Genomic DNA, 15983 nt, shown 5'->3' on the forward strand with positions numbered 1-15983 from the left:
GCGCACCCTACGCGGCGGCGTCCCGATTGGCCGCGATCCAGGTGTCAATCTGCGCCCACCAGTCATAGAGCCAGTCGATGCGCTGCTGTCGCCCGGTCGGCACCTCCTCCGGCGGCACCGACCAGAACCGCATCACGATCAGCTTGTCCATGGGCAGTTCCCGCCAGACATCGGCGACGGTGAGCATCCGGTCCAGGCCGGTGTGCGCGACGAAGATGACCCCGGCGTCCGGGGCGGCGTCGAGCGCGGCGAGCATCCCGCCGGGCTGCGGGGCGAGCACGTGACGCATCCGCTCGGCGCGCTGCGCCATCCGCTCCAGGCCGAGGGAGCGCAGCCGGGCGATGGCACGCAGCCGCCGTTTGGGGGTGAAGTTGCCGCCCTCCGGGAAGATCACGAAGGCGTCGTTGTCGTCCAGGCCGTCGGCCAGGTGCCCGACCTGGCGTACGGTCTCCTCACCCCGCTCCGGTGTCGGCGCGATGAACCGGTTGGGCAGCCGGTTGAGCAGCACGTCGATCGCCGGATCCCACTGGAGGCTGTCCTTGAGCACGATCCGCGGTTCCCGGTGGAACCAGTTGACCAGCCCGTGGATCAGGATGAACGAGTCACCCGGCCCGGCGTGCCGGCAGAGCACCAGCTCGGGCCGGCCGGGCAACGCGGTGTCCGGGTCCGTGCCGACCACGTCGATGCGCAGCCGCAGCGTCCAGCGGGCCTGCCAGAACAGCACCCGCAGGAACCAGCCGGCCAGCACGTAGTGCGCGCGTTGGAAGGCCGGCGACCGGGTCCGCCAGCCGAACCCGGAGGCCACCCAGAGCAGGAACAGCGCGAGCAGCGCGCCAGCGTCCCACACCAGGTAGACGCAGCCGATCCAGAGCAGCCGCAGCGGGCGGAGCCGGCCCGGGACCAGTGGGGAGGCAGCCGCGGCGAGCAGCGCCCAGACCGGCAGCGTGGTGACGACGAGGAACGCGAGCAGCACCACGGCGGGGGCGATCAACAACCGGCGTAGCCACCTGGGGGGCAGCGGCATCAGCGTTCCACGTGGGTCGCGAGGTAGCGGCGGGAGGCGGTGTAGGCCCGACTGATCCGCCGACCCACGGCCGCCATGTCCCGGTACGCCCACGGGGTGTCGTCACGCGGATTCAGCCCACCGGTCGGCAGGACGTGCACCTCCACCCCCTCGGGCAGCGCGGCCATCTCCCGGAAGAAGCGGTGCCGGCGGGAGATCTCGAACGCGACCTGGGCGATCTCCCACGGCCGTCGGGGCGGGGTCAGCTCGCGTTCGATCCGGCCCACCTGGAGGACGAAGATCCGGCCGGCGCCGGCGGCCACCGCCTCGCCGATGGGGATGGAGTTGACGATGCCACCGTCCACGTAGTGCGCACCGTTGATCTCCATGGGTGGCAGCAGGCCCGGCACCGAGGCCGAGGCCAGCACGGCCGGCACCACCGGCCCGCTGTCGAACCAGTGCTCGGCGGCCCGCTCGATGTGCGCGGCGCAGCAGCGGAACGGCACCCGCAGGTCGGCGAACGTGGTGTCCACGCCCAGCTCCGATTCGAGCAGCCGGCGCAGAGGTCGGGGCGAGTGCAGGTGGGTGCGGGCGGCGAAGCGGCGCAACTGCCGGGCGACGGAGTCGCCGTACACCTCGCTGGCCTCCGGCGACGCCCACAGCCGGACCAGCCGGTCGGTCACCGCCTCCGACGGGTCGGCGGCGACCAGCGCGCCGTTGACCGCACCGATGGAGGTGCCGAGCACCAGGTCGGGTTGGATGCCGGCGCGGAACAGGGCGCGCAACATGCCCACCTCGACCGCGCCGAGAACTCCCCCGCCGCCGAGTACGAACGCCACCGGTCCCCCCGCCATGCCTCTCATCCTGGCACGGGCCCGCCGCCGGGCGGCGGGACGCTGCCACCCGGCGTTCGGCGCAGCGCGGACGCCGCCGGTCGACGGCGGGCGGTGACGCCGTTGACAGGCTGGACACATTCGCGCAACCTGATACGGCCCCCACCCCGAGGCAGGTGCGATCCGTGAAGGCAGCGCTGCACCCGGGCCGGTTACTGGCCCGCAGGTACCGGCTTGTCGACCAGGTTGGCGCCGGCGGAATGTCGGTCATCTGGCGTGCCCGCGACGAGGTCCTCGACCGGGTCGTCGCGCTCAAGGTGCTCGCACCGTCGCTGGCCGCCGACGCCCGCTTCCGGGACATGGTGCGCGAGGAGGCCCGCGCCGCCGCGCAGTTGGTGCACCCGCACGTCACCTCGGTGCACGACTACGGCGAGACGGTCGACCCGGACGGCTCGATCACCTCGTTCGTGGTGATGGAACTGCTCAGCGGCGAGGAGCTGGAGCTGCGGCTCACCGAGGGGCCTCTGCCGTGGACCGAGGCGGTCCAGGTGGGCGCGCAGATCGCCGACGCGCTGGCCGCCGCACACCGGCTCGGCATCGTGCACCGTGACATCACCCCGGCCAACGTGATGATGACCGCGATGGGTGTCAAGGTGCTCGACTTCGGCATCGCCACCCGGATCGGCGCGCCGGACGAGGACGAGGACGGCGGCACCTTCGGCACCCCCGCGTACGTGGCCCCGGAACGGCTCGACGGCGCCCCCGCCCAGCCGGCCAGCGACGTGTACTCGCTGGGCGTACTGCTGCACGAGGCGCTCACCGGCCGGGTTCCGTACCCGGCGGACACCTGGGAGCAGCTCAGCGCCGCGCTGGCCGGCGGCCCGCCGCCGACCCTGGCCGACCTTCCGGAGCTGCCGCCGGCGGTGGCCCGGATCTGCCTGCGCAGCCTCTCCCGGGATCCGGCCGACCGGCCGACGGCCCGGCAGGTCGCCACCGCCCTGCGCGACCAACTGCTGCCGGCCGAGCCCTCGACCACCGCGGTCCCGGTGTCCACCCTGGCCCTGCCACCTGAGCCGGTCACCGAGCCGACGACGGCGGACGCGCCGTCCGAGGTGGCGGCCGGACGGTCACGTCGAAGGGTCGCGCTGCTGCTGGTTCCGGCGGTCCTCGCGGTCGGCGTGGCGCTGGCCGGGGTGGCCCTGCTGCCCGACGAGCGGCCGGCACCCCGGACGCAGCCGTCGACCGGCCCGGTGGCACCCCCGTCGTTCGACCCGCCGGTCACCGAGGCACCCCGGCTCCCGACCCCGTCGCCGTCGGCGCGGTCGAGTGCCGGCTCGCCCAGCTCGGACCCGGGCACCCTGGTCGAGGCCGCGAACCGCGTCGACCGGCTGATCGGCGACGGGCTAAACGCCGGCGAGATCCGTTCCGACGTGGGCCTGGACCTGCGCAACGAGCTGCGCAACCTGACCGCGGCGGTCGGTTCCGGCCGGGACGAGCTGGCACCGCCGGTGGCCCGGCTGCGCGAGAAGGTCGCGGTCCGCCTCGGTGAGGGCGGCATCAGTCCGGCGTACGCGCAGCGCCTGGACGCCGCCATCGCCGAACTGGGTGCGGCGCAGGTCTGACCCGGCGGCCGGCACCCGGGTGGGTCAGCGGGCCGGCACCCGGGCCGGTGCGCGGATCGCGTACCAGCTCGCGGCGAAGCGCCGGTAGACCTCCTCGTAGCCGTAGGCCATCCGCTCGACCGAGAAGTTCTCCGCGACGTGCGCCACGCAGTCCTCCGGGTCGAGCCGCTGCGCCGCCACCAGGGCCGCCGAAAGGTCGTCCGGACGGTCGCACACCAGCCCGGTCACCCCGGGCCGGACCAGCTCCGGCACGGCACCCCGGTCGAGGGCGACCACCGGGGTACCGGTCGCCATCGCCTCCAGCATCACCATGCCGAACGGCTCCTCCCACTGGATCGGCATGATCAGACAGCGGGCGTCGACCAGCATCCGCAGGGTCTCGGCGCGGTCGGCGTTGAGCACGACGGTCACGTCGTCGTCGACCAGCGGCGCGACGACCTGCTCGTAGTAGCGGCGTTCGGCGGGCTCGTTGCACTTGCCGGCCAGCAGCAGCGGCAGCCCGGCCTCCCGGCACGCCCGGATGGCGACGTCCGGGCCCTTGTCCGGGCTGAACCGCGCCAGCCACAACACCGGCCCGGCACCGGGCTCGGTCTTGCGCGGGAAGCCACGGATGTCCAGCGCGTTGTGCACCGTGCCGGCCCAGGGCAGGCCGGGGTTCAACCGGCGCTGGGCATGCGAGATGGCCACCAGGGCCACCTCCTGGTCGGCGTCGCCGAGCACGTCGCCGTACTCCCCCACCGGGTTGCCGTGCACGGTCGCCACCGTCGGGACGGCCCGGCGGCCGGCGACCAGCGGACCGATCGTGGTGTGGTCGTGGATCACGTCGAAGTCGGCCGCGGTGATCAGCCGGTTCACCCGGGCCAGGTGGGCGAGCTCCGGCAGCGACTCGCCGAGCCGCTCGTACTGGACCTCGGGAACGGTGGAGACGAAACCGGCGGCGGCGGTGCCGTGCTCGCCGCCGGCGCCGAACAGGGTCACCGCGTGCCCGTGCCCGGTCAACGCGTCCACCAGCGCGGCGACCACCTGCTCCAGCCCGCCGTAGCCGGGGGGCGGTACGGACAACCAGGGCGGGACCACCATCGCGATGCGCAACGACCGCTCGCCCGAGCGGTCGGCAGGCGGGTGGGTCACGGCCACGAGTCCTCCCCGTTGATCCCCGGTCCGGTGTCGCCGGTCGGCGTGGTCCGCGGCGGTTTCCCCGTGGCGTCTCCGGTAAACCGGACAAGACGGACGCTCACCCGCCGACCAGGAGCTGGTCGTGGACCACCCGCACCCCCGGGGCGGACCAGGCCACCCGCTCGACCTGGTCGCGTTCCCACCACGACCGGACCACTCCGGCGAGGACCAGCGTGTCGCCGTCCACCTCCACGGTCACCCGGTCCGCGCCGATCGTGCGCAGCAGCGCGCGCTCGACGTCGTGGCGCAGCCGCTCGCCGGCGGGCGGCTGCGGTGGGCGTACCTCGATCAGGTTGTTGATCCCCCGCACCCCGGCCAACCGACGCACCTCGCCCTCGGCGGCGCGGCGCTGCCAGCCGAACTCGACCTCACCGCGCAGCATCAGCCAGCCGTTGGCCACGGTCACGTCCAGCCGTTCGGCGGGGACGAAGCTGTCCCACTCCAGCGCGCGGGACGCGGCGATGGCGATCTCGGCGTCGGTACGTCCCGGAGTGCTCGTCAGCCGCACCTCGATCTCGTCGGCCACCGCCCGCACCCCGCGCACGCGCTGCGCGCAGCGGGTCGCCGCCCAGCCGCGGGCGGTGCTGTCCACGAACCCGGTCAGGGTGACCACCCCCTGGTCGGCGGTCACGCCGATCTCGTTCGGTCGCAGCCGCGCGTCCCACGCCAGTTCGGCCAGGACGTCGCGCTGGATCCGCTGGTCGTCACGGACATCCACCGGCCTCCACCTCCGTCTCGCCTCGTGCACCGAACCTGCCGGGTGTACGGGTGACGGCGGTTCACCCGATCCGGGTGAACCGCCGTCGAAGGGAAAAGCGCGGCGGGTGGCGGAGCCGACCCCCTCGGCCCCGCCACCCGCCGCCGGAGGGAGGAGGCAGGTTCAGTTGTTGGTTAGGACGTCTCGGCGAGCGTCACGGTTGCCGTCTTCTCGACACCGTTGCGCTTGTACTGCACCTCGACCCTGTCGCCGACCTTGCCGGCCTGCACCGCGCCGACCAGATCGTCCGAGTCGTTGATCGTCTTGTCGCCGAACTTGGTGACGACGTCGCCCCGCTGCAGGCCGGCCTTCTCGGCGGCGCTGCCCGCGGTGACCGACGCGACGAGCGCGCCACCGCCCTCGGCCTGGTTGACGCCCACCCCGAGCGACGGGTGGCTGACCTTCTCGCCGCGCTGGAGCTTGCCCGCGACGTCCTTGGCCTTGTTGCTGGGGATGGCGAACCCGACACCGATGTTGCCGGTGCTCTGCCCGGAGGTGGCGATGGCGGTGTTCACGCCGATCACCTCGCCCCGGGTGTTGACCAGCGCGCCGCCGGAGTTGCCGGGGTTGATCGGCGCGTCGGTCTGCAGCAGGCCGGAGATCGAGCTGACGGCCTGGCTCTGCTGGCTCGGGTCCTGCGGCTGACCCTCGCCGGCCCGGATGGTGCGGTCCCGGGCGCTCAGGATGCCCGAGGTCACCGAACCCTGCAGGCCGAGCGGGCTGCCCAGGGCGAGCACCTGGTCGCCGACCTGCATGGCGTCGCTGTCACCGAACTTGGCCGGCTTGAGGTTGCTCACGCCGTTGGCCTTGACCACGGCCAGGTCGGTCTTCGGGTCGGTACCGATGATCTTCGCTTCGGCGCTCGTGCCGTCGGCGAAGACCACCCGGACGGTGTCGCCGGCGGCGGAGGCCACCACGTGGTTGTTGGTGAGCACGTACCCGTCGGCGCTGAGCACCACCCCGGAGCCCTCACCGCTGTCGGTGGTGATCGAGACGACGCTGTCCTGCACGGCCGCGGCGATCTTCGGCAGGTCCGCGCTGTTGATCACCGGGGCGGCCGAGTAGGTGCGGGTGACACCGCCGCCGTCCCCGTCGAGTGCGAGTGCGAGCGCTCCGCCGGCCACGCCGGAGCCGAGCATCAGGGCGAACACGGCGACACCGGCGCCGGCGAACTTGGCGATGCGGCCCGGCCGGGGGCCGCTGCCGGGCGGCGCGACCTGCGGGCCCCACGGCGGCATCGGCTGCCCCGGCTGCTGCGCGTGCTGCTGGTGCGGGTAGGCCACGCCCGGCTGGCCCCCGCCGGCCCAGCCGGACTGCTGCTGGCCCGCGTACCAGGGGGCACCGGGATACCGGCCGGCCGTCGGCTGCGGGTAGCCGTGCTGGCCGGGCGCCGGGTGGCCGGAGACCGGGTACGGCGGGGCGGAGGGAGTGGCGGTCGGCGGCTCGTACCCGGTCGGCTGCTGTCCGGAGGCCGGCTGGCCGGCGTACGCCGTGGTCGGCGCGGCGGTGCCGGCGGGGACGGCCGGGGTGGCGGCGGTGGTCGGCGCGTCACCCGTGGTCGAGATAACCGGAACGGGAGTGGTCGGGGAGTCGGACTGCCCGCGCTCGTCGCGCGGCAGCTCGGCGGTGGGGTGCGACGGCTCGGCGTCGGTGGGGGCCGGCCGGCGCTGCGGGTCGGACTCGAACTCGGTCATGTCACTACCTTCTCCCCCGGCACTGCGATCAAGCTGGAACCGCCCTGGAAGTTGGCTGAAAGTCACTCGCCGGCCTCCTCGACCGGTGACAGCAGGGGCAGCCGGACCCGGAAGGTGGCCCCGCCGCCGGGCGTCTCGGCCACCTCGACGGTGCCGTGGTGGGCGGCCACCAGGGCCGCCACGATGGCCAGGCCGAGCCCGGTGCCGGTGTTGCCGTCGGCCCGCCGGGTACGCGCCGCGTCGGCCCGGTAGAACCGTTCGAAGACCCGTTCCGCCTGGTCCGGCGAGAGGCCCGGACCGGTGTCGGCCACCTCCACCACGGCGAGGTTGCCCTTCTCCTCGCGGAGCCGCAGGCGGATCTCGGCGTCCGGCGGGGTGTGGGTGAGCGCGTTGGTCACCAGATTGCCGATGACCTGACGCAGCCGCGCGTCGTCGGCGGAGACCAGGAGCGGTCCCGATCCGGGCTCGATCTCCAGGTCGATCCGCCGGTCCGGGGCCATCGCCCGGGCGGCGTGCACCGCGTCGGAGGCGAGCACCGGCAGCTCCACCGGCGCCAGGGAGAGCGGCCGTTCCCGGTCCAGCCGGGCGAGCAGCAGCAGATCCTCCACCAGCAGCCCCATCCGGGCCGCCTCGTCCTCGATGCGGCGCAGCAGGCCGGCGGTCTCCTCCGGGGCCCGCGCGGCACCCTGGCGGTACAGCTCCGCGAAACCGCGGATGGTGGTCAGCGGGGTCCGCAGCTCGTGCGACGCGTCCGCGACGAACTGCCGCATCCGCTCCTCCGACCGGATGGCCCGCGCCTCGGACGCCTGAGCGGCGGCCGCGGCATCCCGGGCGGCGCTCTCCGCCCAGCGCGCCGAGGTCTCCGAGGCGGCTCGGGCCGTGAACGCCGCCTCGATCTGGGTGAGCATCGCGTTCAGCGCGCGCGACAGCCGGCCCAGCTCCGAGGTGGGGTGTTCCTGACCCTCCTCGGGGTCGGGCACCCGGCGGGTCAGGTCGCCGCCGGCGATCGCGGCGGCGGTCTGTTCGATTTCGACGAGGGGCTTGAGGCTGGTCCGGACGATCGCCGCGCCCACCGAGGCCAACATGATCAGCACCGCGCCGCCGACCAGGAGGTCTATCCAGACGAGCTGCTTCACCGCCCGGTCCACATCGGTCAGCGGCTGCCCAACGGCCAGCACCGAGCCATCCGGCTGGGGGGCGTAGTACACCCGCCAGCGGGTGTAGCCGTCGTGGGACCGGACGGTTTGCGGCTCACCCTCCGCAGCCTCGAAACCCGCGCGAGTGGTGGGGAACGCGGGCAGTTGGCCGGGGTCGAAGCTGCGCCCGTCGTACTTGGGCGCGTAGACCTGCTGTTCGTCGGCCACGATGACGACGTAGTCGCTGGGCAGTATCGCGCCGACCTCAAGGCTGCGCAGCTTCGGGAGCAGCTGACCGAGGCCCTGGGCGGTCGACCGGACCTGCCCGTCGACCTGGCCCTCCAGGTAGTTGCGGAGGAAGTACGCGGTCAGCGAGCTGATCACCAGCAACGCGACGGCGACCAGCGCCAGCACCGAGGTGACCAGCTTGACCCGCAGCGGAACGCTGCGCACCCGCCCCTTCGCCTGCTGGACAGCGTTCACGCCGCCGGCTTGCGCAGGACGTACCCGACGCCGCGGAGAGTGTGGATCAGGCGGGGTTGGGTGGTGTCGACCTTGCGCCGCAGGTACGAGATGTAGGACTCGACGATGTTGTCGTCGCCCCGGAAGTCGTAGTTCCAGACGTGATCGAGGATCTGCGCCTTGGACAGCACCCGGTTGGCGTTGAGCATCAGGTAGCGCAGCAGCTTGAACTCGGTCGGCGAGAGCTGCACCCGCTGCCCGGCCCGGTGCACCTCGTGGGTCTCCTCGTCCAGCTCCAGGTCCGCGAACGTGAGCCGGGAGGGAGCCTGCTCGCCGGTGGTGGTGCGGCGCAGCACGGCGCGGATCCGGGCGGTCAGCTCCTCCAGGCTGAACGGCTTGGTGACGTAGTCGTCGCCACCCAGGGTCAGCCCGCGGATCTTGTCGTCGGTGGCGTCCCGGGCGGTCAGAAAGACCACCGGGGTACGCGTACCGCCCTCGCGGAGCATCCGGATGACCTCGAAGCCGTCCAGGTCCGGCAGCATCACGTCGAGCACGACCAGGTCGGGCCGGTGGTCCTTGGCGGCGTTCAGGGCCGCGCTGCCGCTGGTCGCGGTGGCCACGTCGAAGCCCGCGAAGCGCAGGCTCGCGGAGAGGAGTTCGAGGATGTTGGGGTCGTCCTCGACGACGAGAAGTCGCGCCTCGGTCTGGGTAGCGGGCATGTGCCCATCATCGGTGACCTCACTGCGCCGGCGCTGGACGCTTCCTGCAAAAAACCTGTGAGTCGTCGACCGGCCTCGGGCGCGTCAGCGCAGCAGTCGGCGCAACCCGTCCAGGGCTCCGTCGAGCAGCCGGATCGCCGTACGCAGCTGGGTGTCGCTGAACTGCCGGGACCGCGCCAGCCGGCCGACCTCGGCGGTGAACGCGACCAGCCGCTGGTCGAAGTCGTCGAGCAGAGTGGCACGCAGCCCGTCGGCCGGCGTCGGCCGGGGCGGCGGGGGTGCCTCCCACCGGGTACGCCGGGTCTGCCGGGTCGCCTCGGTCAGCTCCCGCTTGAGGTCGCGGACCGAACCGCGTACCTCGCTGCGGATCTCGCCGGCCAGGGTCGACAGGTCCGCCACCGAGGCGGCGATGTCCGCCTCCAGCGCGGCCAACTCGTCGGCCCGCTGCCGCAGCTCGGCACGGCCGGCGTCGGTGATGTCGTACGTCTTGCGGCCGCCGGCCGCGGTGTGGCTGACCAGTCCCTCGGCCTCCAGCCGTTGCAGCCGGGGGTAGATGGTGCCGGCGCTGGGCGCGTAGAGCCCGAGGAACCGGTCCTCCAGCAGGCGGATCAGCTCGTAGCCGTGCTTGGGCCCGTCGTCGAGGAGCTTGAGCAGGTAGAGCCGGAGCCGCCCGTGGCTGAACACGGCGGTCACGGCAGCTCCTCGGAATCGTCGTCGACTGCTCGGGCCAGCAGGGCGATGCTTCCCGACGTCGCGGAGGCCCAGAGCTTACCTTCACCGGCGCCGAGCACCCCCTCACTGCTCGGCGTCGGGAACCGCGAACCGCGCACCTGCGGGAACCCACTGGTGATCCGGCCGGACGCGGTGTTCAGTCGGACGGCGAGGTCGCTGTCCTCGCGGACCCGGACGGTGATGCTGCCGGAGATGGTGCTGAGCCGGATCTCGCTGCGCCGGGGGTTGTCCAGGTCGCAGGTGATGGCGCCGGAGACGGTCTGCGCCTGCACCCGCTCGGCGGCGCTGTCGGCGAGGATCACCTCGCCGGAGACGGTCTCCAGGGCGAGGTCGCCGCGGACCCCGAGTGCCTCCACCGGCCCGGAGGTGATCTTCGCGGAGGTGTTGCCGCGCAGGCCCATGAGGGTGATCTGGCCGGCGACGACGTGGACCGTGGTCTGCCGGCGCAGGCCGGAGGCGACCAGCGAGCCCGCGACCAGGCCCAGATCGGCGAGGACGTCGGCCGGCACGGCGACGGAGACGTCCACCCGCGGATAGCGGTGGATCATCCGGAACCATCGCATGACGTCCGACCAGCCCCGTCCGCGCTCCTGCCGGATGCTGAGCCGGCCGTCGGAGTGGTCGATCAGGACCGGCCGGCGACCGACCTGGGTGACGTCGATCCGGGTCGGGCCGTCGGTGGCGACCACGTTGAGCCGTCCACTGACGAGTTGAACGTCCAGCCGGATGACCGGACCGTCCATGGTGAGCCGCTGCGGGCTCTCGACCGTCCAACCGGCCATGGCGTCCTCCCCTCGACGACGCGCCGACGGCGCGCCCAACGAGAAGACACTAACGCGATACATCGCGACACACAAGACTGTCGCGAGTTGTCGACCCGCTGCCCACCGACGTCCCGAGGGAGCGCGGAGCTGCGAGCTGCGGGCCGCGGGCTGCGGGCTGCGGGCCTGCCCGCGCCACCAAGATCGTGCTCGATCCTGGATGTAGTGGCATCCCGCGCCCGCGAGGCCACTACATCCTGGATCGAGCGCGTGGGGCGTGGGGCGTGGGGCGGCGCGACGGGGGGCGGGCGCGGCGCGCCGGGGGCGGGCGCGGCGCGCCGGGGGCGGGGCGGGCTCCTCAGGCCGCCAGGTCGAGGTCCTGGCCGATGGCCGGCGGCAGCGCCGTGACGGCCGGTGGCAGGGTGGGCACCGGCCGCAGCCGGGTCCGCGTGGCGGCACCCGCCGCGGGCACCAGGTGTACGGCCGACTCGGCGGCCCGGGCCAGCAACCGCCGGTCGGCGTCGCGGGCCGGGTGCAGCGCGCCGGCGATCGTCACCGAGACCACCAGCTCCCGTGCCGAGACCACCCGGGCAACCGAACGCAGCAGGGTGTCCGCCCCGAGGAAGGCCGCCGCCGTGGTCGGCGAGCCGGTGACCTCGCACCGGTAGCCCAACCGCAGCGGCACCACCGGGCTGCCCGCGTCGATGGCCGCCTGGAACATCGCGGGACGGAACCCTCCGCTGGGGCGGCAGTCGGCCGCACCGTCACCCGCACACCAGGTCGTACCCTCCGGGAACACCGCCACCGACCGGCCGGCGCGCAGCGCGTCGGCGAGCCGGCGCACGGTGGCCGGCAGGTCCCGTGGCCGTGACCGGTCCACGAAGACCGTGCCCGCCGCGGCGGCCAGCATGCCGACCACCGGCCAGGATCGGACCTCCCGCTTCGCCACCATCCGGGTCGGTGCCACCGCCAGTACCGCGAGGATGTCCAGCCACGACACGTGGTTGGCGACCAGCAGCGCCCGCCGGCGGGGCAGCCGTCCCCGGATCACCAGGCGGACGCCGAACGCCCGCGCGGTGCCCCGCGCCCAGCCGCGCATCGCCGCCTGCCGCTCCTGGGACGGGAGTACGGGCAGCAGCACCACCAGACCGACACCGGCCAGCAGCATGCCGGCCGCCGCGACCAGCCGGAGCACCCGGCGGGCCACCGGCACGGTGGGCACCTCGCCGGCCGCCGGCAGGCACTCCTCGTCGCATCCGGAGGAGGGCCGCCACAGGTCGTGCGCAACGGCGGTCACTGCTCCGCCTCGCCCAGGAAGTGCCGCAGGTAGCGCGGGTTCATCCGATCCAGGGAGAAGAGCACGTAGAAGTCCGCGCACCCGAAGTCGGGGTCGTACGACGGTTCGCCGCAGATCCACGCGCCGAGCCGCAGGTAGCCGCGCAGCAGCGGCGGCACGGCGACGCGGCCGGCCGGCTCGCCCGCCGTCGCCGCGTCGACGGCGGCGGCCGGCTCGGCGAACCAGGGACGCAACGGGCGGACCCGCAGCGGCGGCGGCGACAGGTGCCGGGCCTGCGCCTGTGCCCACACCCCGGCGACCGTACGACCGCCGTCGGCCACCGGCACCGAGGCGCAGCCGCCGAGCCAGCGGGAGCCGCGCAGGTGCAGGTACCGGGTGATGCCCGCCCACATCAGGTTGATGACCGCGCCCGAGCGGTGGTCCGGGTGTACGCAGGACCGTCCCGCCTCGACGAGGTCGTCGCGGAGCGGGTCGAGCGCGGCGAGGTCGAACTCGTCCTCGGCGTACCGCCGGGCGGTGCGGCCCGGCGGCAGCAGCCGGTACGTGCCGACCACCTCGCCGGTGCTGTCCTCCCGGACGATGAGGTGGTCGCAGTGTGCGTCGAAGGGGTCCACGTCCAGCCCGGCCGCACCGGGCATGAGGGTGGCGCCGAGTTCGGTGGCGAACACCTCGTGGCGCAGGCGTTGCGCGGCCGCGACCTGGGTGGGGTCGTCGGCGATCAGCAGGGTGTATCCGCTGGTCGTCAGGGGTGCGCCAGCGGCATGCAGAACGGCCATGGGATCTGTGTAAGTGCCTCGGGTTGCCATCCACGGGCACCACTGGTGTCGGCAGGATGAACGCCGGCCGGCAGATGCGTCCCACGTCGGCCGTGCGAGGCTGCGGGACGGACCGGCGACGGCGCCGGCACGCCCCCACCGGAGGTCGACGATGCTCATCGAGTCCCGCTACAACGGGCCTCCCGGCTCCGGCAACGGCGGCTGGAGTGCGGGGGTCTTCGCCGCCGCGGCCGGTGGCACCGGGCCGGTCGAGGTGACGCTGCGCCGACCGCCACCGCTGGACACCGAGCTGAGCCTCACCGGCGGCGAGGTCCGCGATCCGGCCGGCGAGCTGGTGGCCGTGGTACGCCCCGTCGAGACGGTCGACGCCGTCGTACCCCCGGTCGACCTGGACACCGCGGTCGCCGCGGCGGCCCGCTACCCCGGCCTGGTCGAGCATCCGTTTCCGGGTTGCTACGTGTGCGGGCCGGACCGGACCGACGGGCTGCGGATCTTCCCGGGTCGGCTGCCGGACGGCCGGACCGCCGCGCCGGTGCGCGCACCCGATCAGGTCAGCGACGCCACCCTCTGGGCGGCACTGGACTGCCCCGGCGGCTGGACGGTGCTCGCGCCGGGCCGCCCGTACCTGCTCGGCCGGATCGCCGCGGTGATCGCGGCGCGGCCGGCGCCGGGCGACGAGTGCGTGGTGACCGGTGCGCTGATCGGCGTGGACCGCCGCAAGGCGTTGGTGCACACCAGCCTGTACGGACCGGACGGCGCGCTGCTGGGCGTGGCCCGGGCCACCTGGATCGCCCGCTGACCCCGATGTCGTCCGCGGGGATGAGGTGTCTCCGCCCGGAGACGGACCACGCCGTACGGACCGCGCCTGATTGACCTTGTTGCCCGGGACCGTCACGCTGTGCCACGGCGTACCTCGACGCCACGCACGGGAGGAGAACGATGACTGACGGGCAGCGAAGCCCCACCAGCGACGGTCAGATCGTGGTGTCCGGTCTGACGAAGCAGTACAAGAACGTCCGGGCGGTGAACAACCTGTCCTTCACCGTCGCGCCGGGGCGGGTGACCGGCTTCCTCGGCCCGAACGGCGCCGGCAAGACGACCACGCTGCGGATGCTGCTGAACCTGGTCACGCCGACCGCCGGCACGGCCACCATCAGCGGCCACCGGTACGCCGACCTCGCCGACCCGCTGCGGCACGTCGGCGCGATCCTGGAGGCGTCCAGCGCGCACAAGGGCCGCACCGGCATCAACCACCTGCGGGTGATCTGCGCGGCGGCCGGACTGCCCAGGACGCGGGCCGACGAGGTACTGGAGCTGGTCGGGTTGACCCCGGCGGCGAAGCGCAAGTTCAAGGGCTACTCGCTGGGCATGAAGCAGCGGCTCGGTATCGCCGCCGCGATGCTCGGTGACCCGCGGGTGCTGATCCTCGACGAGCCGGCCAACGGCCTCGACCCGGAGGGCATCCGGTGGATGCGCGGGTTCCTCAAGAACCTCGCCCACGAGGGCCGCACCGTGCTGGTCTCCAGCCACCTGCTGTCGGAGATGCAGTTGCTCGCCGACGACGTGGTGATCATCGCAGCCGGGCAGCTGGTCCGGCAGGGTCCCGTCGAGCAGGTCCTCGGGTCGATGGCGCAGGGCGCCCAGGTGCGGGTCCGCACTCCGCAGGCCGAGGCGCTGACCACCGCGCTGAAGGCGCAGTCGGCCACCGTCACCACCGACGAGCACGGCGTCCTGCTGGTCTCCGGGGTGGACGCCCCGACGATCGGCCGGGCCGCCCTGGCCGCCGGCGTCGAGCTGCACGAACTGACCACCGAACGGCCCGATCTGGAACGGGTCTTCCTGGAGCTGACGGCCGGAAAGGCGGGCATTCGATGAACCTGGTCCGATCCGAGCTGCTCAAGATCCGTACGACCAACACCTGGTGGGTCTTCGCGCTGATCAGCCTGCCGCTGTGGGCGCTCACGCTGCTCATCAACTGGTTGCAGGCCGATGCCCTCACCAGCACCAACCCCGCCGAGGTGGGCGACCAGGCCGCCCAGTTCGAGGCCGCGGCCACCCCCGACGCGCTCTCGTCGAACCTGTTCACCACCGGGCAGTTCTTCGGCCTGCTCATCATCATGCTGCTCGGCATCATCGTGGTGACCAGCGAGTTCTTCCACCAGACGGTCACCACCACGTTCCTCACCGCACCGCACCGCACCGCGGTGATGATCGCCAAGCTGGTCGCGGCGGGCGTGCTGGCGTTTCTGTTCTGGCTGGTCACCACCGTGTTCAACCTGATCGCCGGGTCGGCGGTGCTGAACGCGGTCGGGGTGGAGTCGCAACTGGGCAACGACGCAGCCTGGCGGGCGATCGGGTTGAACCTGCTCGCGTACCTGCTCTGGGCGGTGTTCGGCGTCGGCATCGGCGTGCTGATCCGCAGCCAGATCGGCGCCACCGTGACCGGCATCCTGCTCTACCTGGGCGGCTCGATCGGTGCCATCCTGGTGATCAGCATCCTGGCCAACCGGTGGGGTGACTGGATCAACAACCTGCAACTGCTGGTGCCGTCGCTGGCCTCGTCGCTGATGGTCACCGGGACGGAGATTCCCGGCAACCCGCCGCGCTGGGCCGGCGCCGCCGTGCTGATCGGGTACGCGGTGGTCACCGGCGTGGCCGGCAGCCTGCTGCTGCGTCGGCGCGACATCTCCTGACGGACAGGTCCCGGGGTGGCGGCGGCACGGCCGCCACCCCGGTCCGTCGGGTCACCCGCCCGGGCAGCCTCGGCCGCCGCTGCGCGGGATGCACTGCGTGATCGCCGGGCCGGGCTCCTGGTCGGCGGGAGTGTGGCCGATCAGGAGCCCGGTGGCCGCACGGCCGCGCTTCGGACATCCACACCCGTACTCAGTCCCGCCTTACCAGCCGGTGGCCGACCACGCAGGGTTTGCTGAACTTCTGGCATCTTCTGTGAAACCGGCCACCCGACCGAGGCGGAAATGCCTGCGGGATCCGTACGGCGTAGCCTGGGAGTCGTCC

The 15983-nt window shown here is 73.3% G+C and carries 15 protein-coding genes; 4 read left to right on the forward strand and 11 right to left on the reverse strand.

Annotated elements, in window-relative coordinates:
• Positions 1 to 7 precede the first annotated feature (7 nt).
• A complete protein-coding gene (locus AB0H52_RS18380) occupies positions 8 to 1024 on the reverse strand; it encodes a 1-acyl-sn-glycerol-3-phosphate acyltransferase (RefSeq protein ID WP_151492207.1) in 1017 nt (338 codons plus the stop codon).
• A complete protein-coding gene (locus tag AB0H52_RS18385; RefSeq protein ID WP_151492208.1) occupies positions 1024 to 1857 on the reverse strand; it encodes a patatin-like phospholipase family protein in 834 nt (277 codons plus the stop codon). The genes AB0H52_RS18380 and AB0H52_RS18385 overlap by 1 nt, the downstream gene beginning before the upstream one ends.
• 164 nt (positions 1858 to 2021) lie before the next feature.
• Between AB0H52_RS18385 and AB0H52_RS18390 the strand changes: the two genes are divergently transcribed.
• On the forward strand, positions 2022 to 3458 hold the full coding sequence (locus tag AB0H52_RS18390) for a protein kinase (RefSeq protein ID WP_357948749.1): 1437 nt from the start codon (positions 2022 to 2024) through the stop codon (positions 3456 to 3458).
• A gap of 24 nt (positions 3459 to 3482) precedes the next feature.
• Here AB0H52_RS18390 and AB0H52_RS18395 read toward each other — a convergent pair whose 3' ends face one another.
• The 9 genes from AB0H52_RS18395 to AB0H52_RS18435 all read right to left on the reverse strand — a co-directional run bounded on the left by AB0H52_RS18395 (position 3483) and on the right by AB0H52_RS18435 (position 12968).
• A complete protein-coding gene (locus AB0H52_RS18395) occupies positions 3483 to 4538 on the reverse strand; it encodes a glycosyltransferase family 4 protein (protein WP_357948817.1) in 1056 nt (351 codons plus the stop codon).
• 154 nt (positions 4539 to 4692) lie between these two features.
• Positions 4693 to 5352 carry a BON domain-containing protein gene (locus AB0H52_RS18400; RefSeq protein WP_357948752.1) on the reverse strand — a complete coding sequence of 220 codons (660 nt, stop codon included), beginning with the start codon at positions 5350 to 5352 and terminating at the stop codon, positions 4693 to 4695.
• Between the two features lie 173 nt (positions 5353 to 5525).
• Positions 5526 to 7085: a trypsin-like peptidase domain-containing protein gene (locus AB0H52_RS18405; RefSeq protein ID WP_357948755.1), complete on the reverse strand. Its 1560-nt coding sequence runs from the start codon at positions 7083 to 7085 to the stop codon at positions 5526 to 5528.
• Positions 7086 to 7147: 62 nt separating this feature from the next.
• The gene (locus AB0H52_RS18410; RefSeq protein WP_151492212.1) at positions 7148 to 8704 is read right to left on the reverse strand and encodes a HAMP domain-containing sensor histidine kinase; all 1557 of its coding nucleotides are present in this window, start codon (positions 8702 to 8704) and stop codon (positions 7148 to 7150) included.
• A complete protein-coding gene (locus AB0H52_RS18415; RefSeq protein ID WP_030336721.1) occupies positions 8701 to 9402 on the reverse strand; it encodes a response regulator transcription factor in 702 nt (233 codons plus the stop codon). The genes AB0H52_RS18410 and AB0H52_RS18415 overlap by 4 nt, the downstream gene beginning before the upstream one ends.
• 84 nt (positions 9403 to 9486) lie before the next feature.
• Positions 9487 to 10095: a PadR family transcriptional regulator gene (locus AB0H52_RS18420; protein ID WP_151492213.1), complete on the reverse strand. Its 609-nt coding sequence runs from the start codon at positions 10093 to 10095 to the stop codon at positions 9487 to 9489.
• Positions 10092 to 10916 carry a DUF4097 family beta strand repeat-containing protein gene (locus AB0H52_RS18425; RefSeq protein ID WP_151492214.1) on the reverse strand — a complete coding sequence of 275 codons (825 nt, stop codon included), beginning with the start codon at positions 10914 to 10916 and terminating at the stop codon, positions 10092 to 10094. The genes AB0H52_RS18420 and AB0H52_RS18425 overlap by 4 nt, the downstream gene beginning before the upstream one ends.
• Before the next feature lie 337 nt (positions 10917 to 11253).
• Positions 11254 to 12192 (reverse strand): lysophospholipid acyltransferase family protein, encoded by a 939-nt coding sequence (locus AB0H52_RS18430; protein ID WP_357948759.1) that lies wholly within the window; start codon positions 12190 to 12192, stop codon positions 11254 to 11256.
• The gene (locus AB0H52_RS18435) at positions 12189 to 12968 is read right to left on the reverse strand and encodes a GNAT family N-acyltransferase (RefSeq protein ID WP_151492813.1); all 780 of its coding nucleotides are present in this window, start codon (positions 12966 to 12968) and stop codon (positions 12189 to 12191) included. The genes AB0H52_RS18430 and AB0H52_RS18435 overlap by 4 nt, the downstream gene beginning before the upstream one ends.
• Before the next feature lie 151 nt (positions 12969 to 13119).
• Here AB0H52_RS18435 and AB0H52_RS18440 point away from each other — a divergent pair, with 151 nt between their 5' ends.
• The 3 genes from AB0H52_RS18440 to AB0H52_RS18450 all read left to right on the forward strand — a co-directional run bounded on the left by AB0H52_RS18440 (position 13120) and on the right by AB0H52_RS18450 (position 15661).
• Entirely contained in the window at positions 13120 to 13767 is a 648-nt protein-coding gene (locus AB0H52_RS18440; protein WP_151492812.1) for a hypothetical protein, read from the forward strand.
• A 140-nt stretch (positions 13768 to 13907) separates the two neighbouring features.
• Positions 13908 to 14843, forward strand: coding sequence for an ABC transporter ATP-binding protein (locus AB0H52_RS18445; RefSeq protein ID WP_151492811.1), 936 nt, complete (start codon positions 13908 to 13910; stop codon positions 14841 to 14843).
• Positions 14840 to 15661, forward strand: a complete 822-nt coding sequence (locus AB0H52_RS18450) for an ABC transporter permease (protein ID WP_151492810.1) — start codon at positions 14840 to 14842, stop codon at positions 15659 to 15661. Before AB0H52_RS18445 ends, AB0H52_RS18450 begins: the two co-directional genes overlap by 4 nt.
• Positions 15662 to 15983: the final 322 nt, after the last annotated feature.

The sequence above is a fragment of the Micromonospora sp. NPDC050695 genome, assembly GCF_040654415.1.
In the GTDB taxonomy this organism is placed as follows: Bacteria; Actinomycetota; Actinomycetes; order Mycobacteriales; family Micromonosporaceae; genus Micromonospora.

What these genes read in the sequence shown, in the direction of transcription:
- AB0H52_RS18380 (WP_151492207.1), bottom strand. Translation starts at nt 1,024, where the DNA reads ATGCCGCTGCCCCCCAGGTGGCTACGCCGGTTGTTGATCGCCCCCGCC.
- AB0H52_RS18385 (WP_151492208.1), bottom strand. Translation starts at nt 1,857, where the DNA reads ATGGCGGGGGGACCGGTGGCGTTCGTACTCGGCGGCGGGGGAGTTCTC.
- AB0H52_RS18395 (WP_357948817.1), bottom strand. Translation starts at nt 4,538, where the DNA reads ATGGTGGTCCCGCCCTGGTTGTCCGTACCGCCCCCCGGCTACGGCGGG.
- AB0H52_RS18405 (WP_357948755.1), bottom strand. Translation starts at nt 7,085, where the DNA reads ATGACCGAGTTCGAGTCCGACCCGCAGCGCCGGCCGGCCCCCACCGAC.
- AB0H52_RS18415 (WP_030336721.1), bottom strand. Translation starts at nt 9,402, where the DNA reads ATGCCCGCTACCCAGACCGAGGCGCGACTTCTCGTCGTCGAGGACGAC.
- AB0H52_RS18425 (WP_151492214.1), bottom strand. Translation starts at nt 10,916, where the DNA reads ATGGCCGGTTGGACGGTCGAGAGCCCGCAGCGGCTCACCATGGACGGT.
- AB0H52_RS18435 (WP_151492813.1), bottom strand. Translation starts at nt 12,968, where the DNA reads ATGGCCGTTCTGCATGCCGCTGGCGCACCCCTGACGACCAGCGGATAC.
- AB0H52_RS18440 (WP_151492812.1), top strand. Translation starts at nt 13,120, where the DNA reads ATGCTCATCGAGTCCCGCTACAACGGGCCTCCCGGCTCCGGCAACGGC.
- AB0H52_RS18445 (WP_151492811.1), top strand. Translation starts at nt 13,908, where the DNA reads ATGACTGACGGGCAGCGAAGCCCCACCAGCGACGGTCAGATCGTGGTG.
- AB0H52_RS18450 (WP_151492810.1), top strand. Translation starts at nt 14,840, where the DNA reads ATGAACCTGGTCCGATCCGAGCTGCTCAAGATCCGTACGACCAACACC.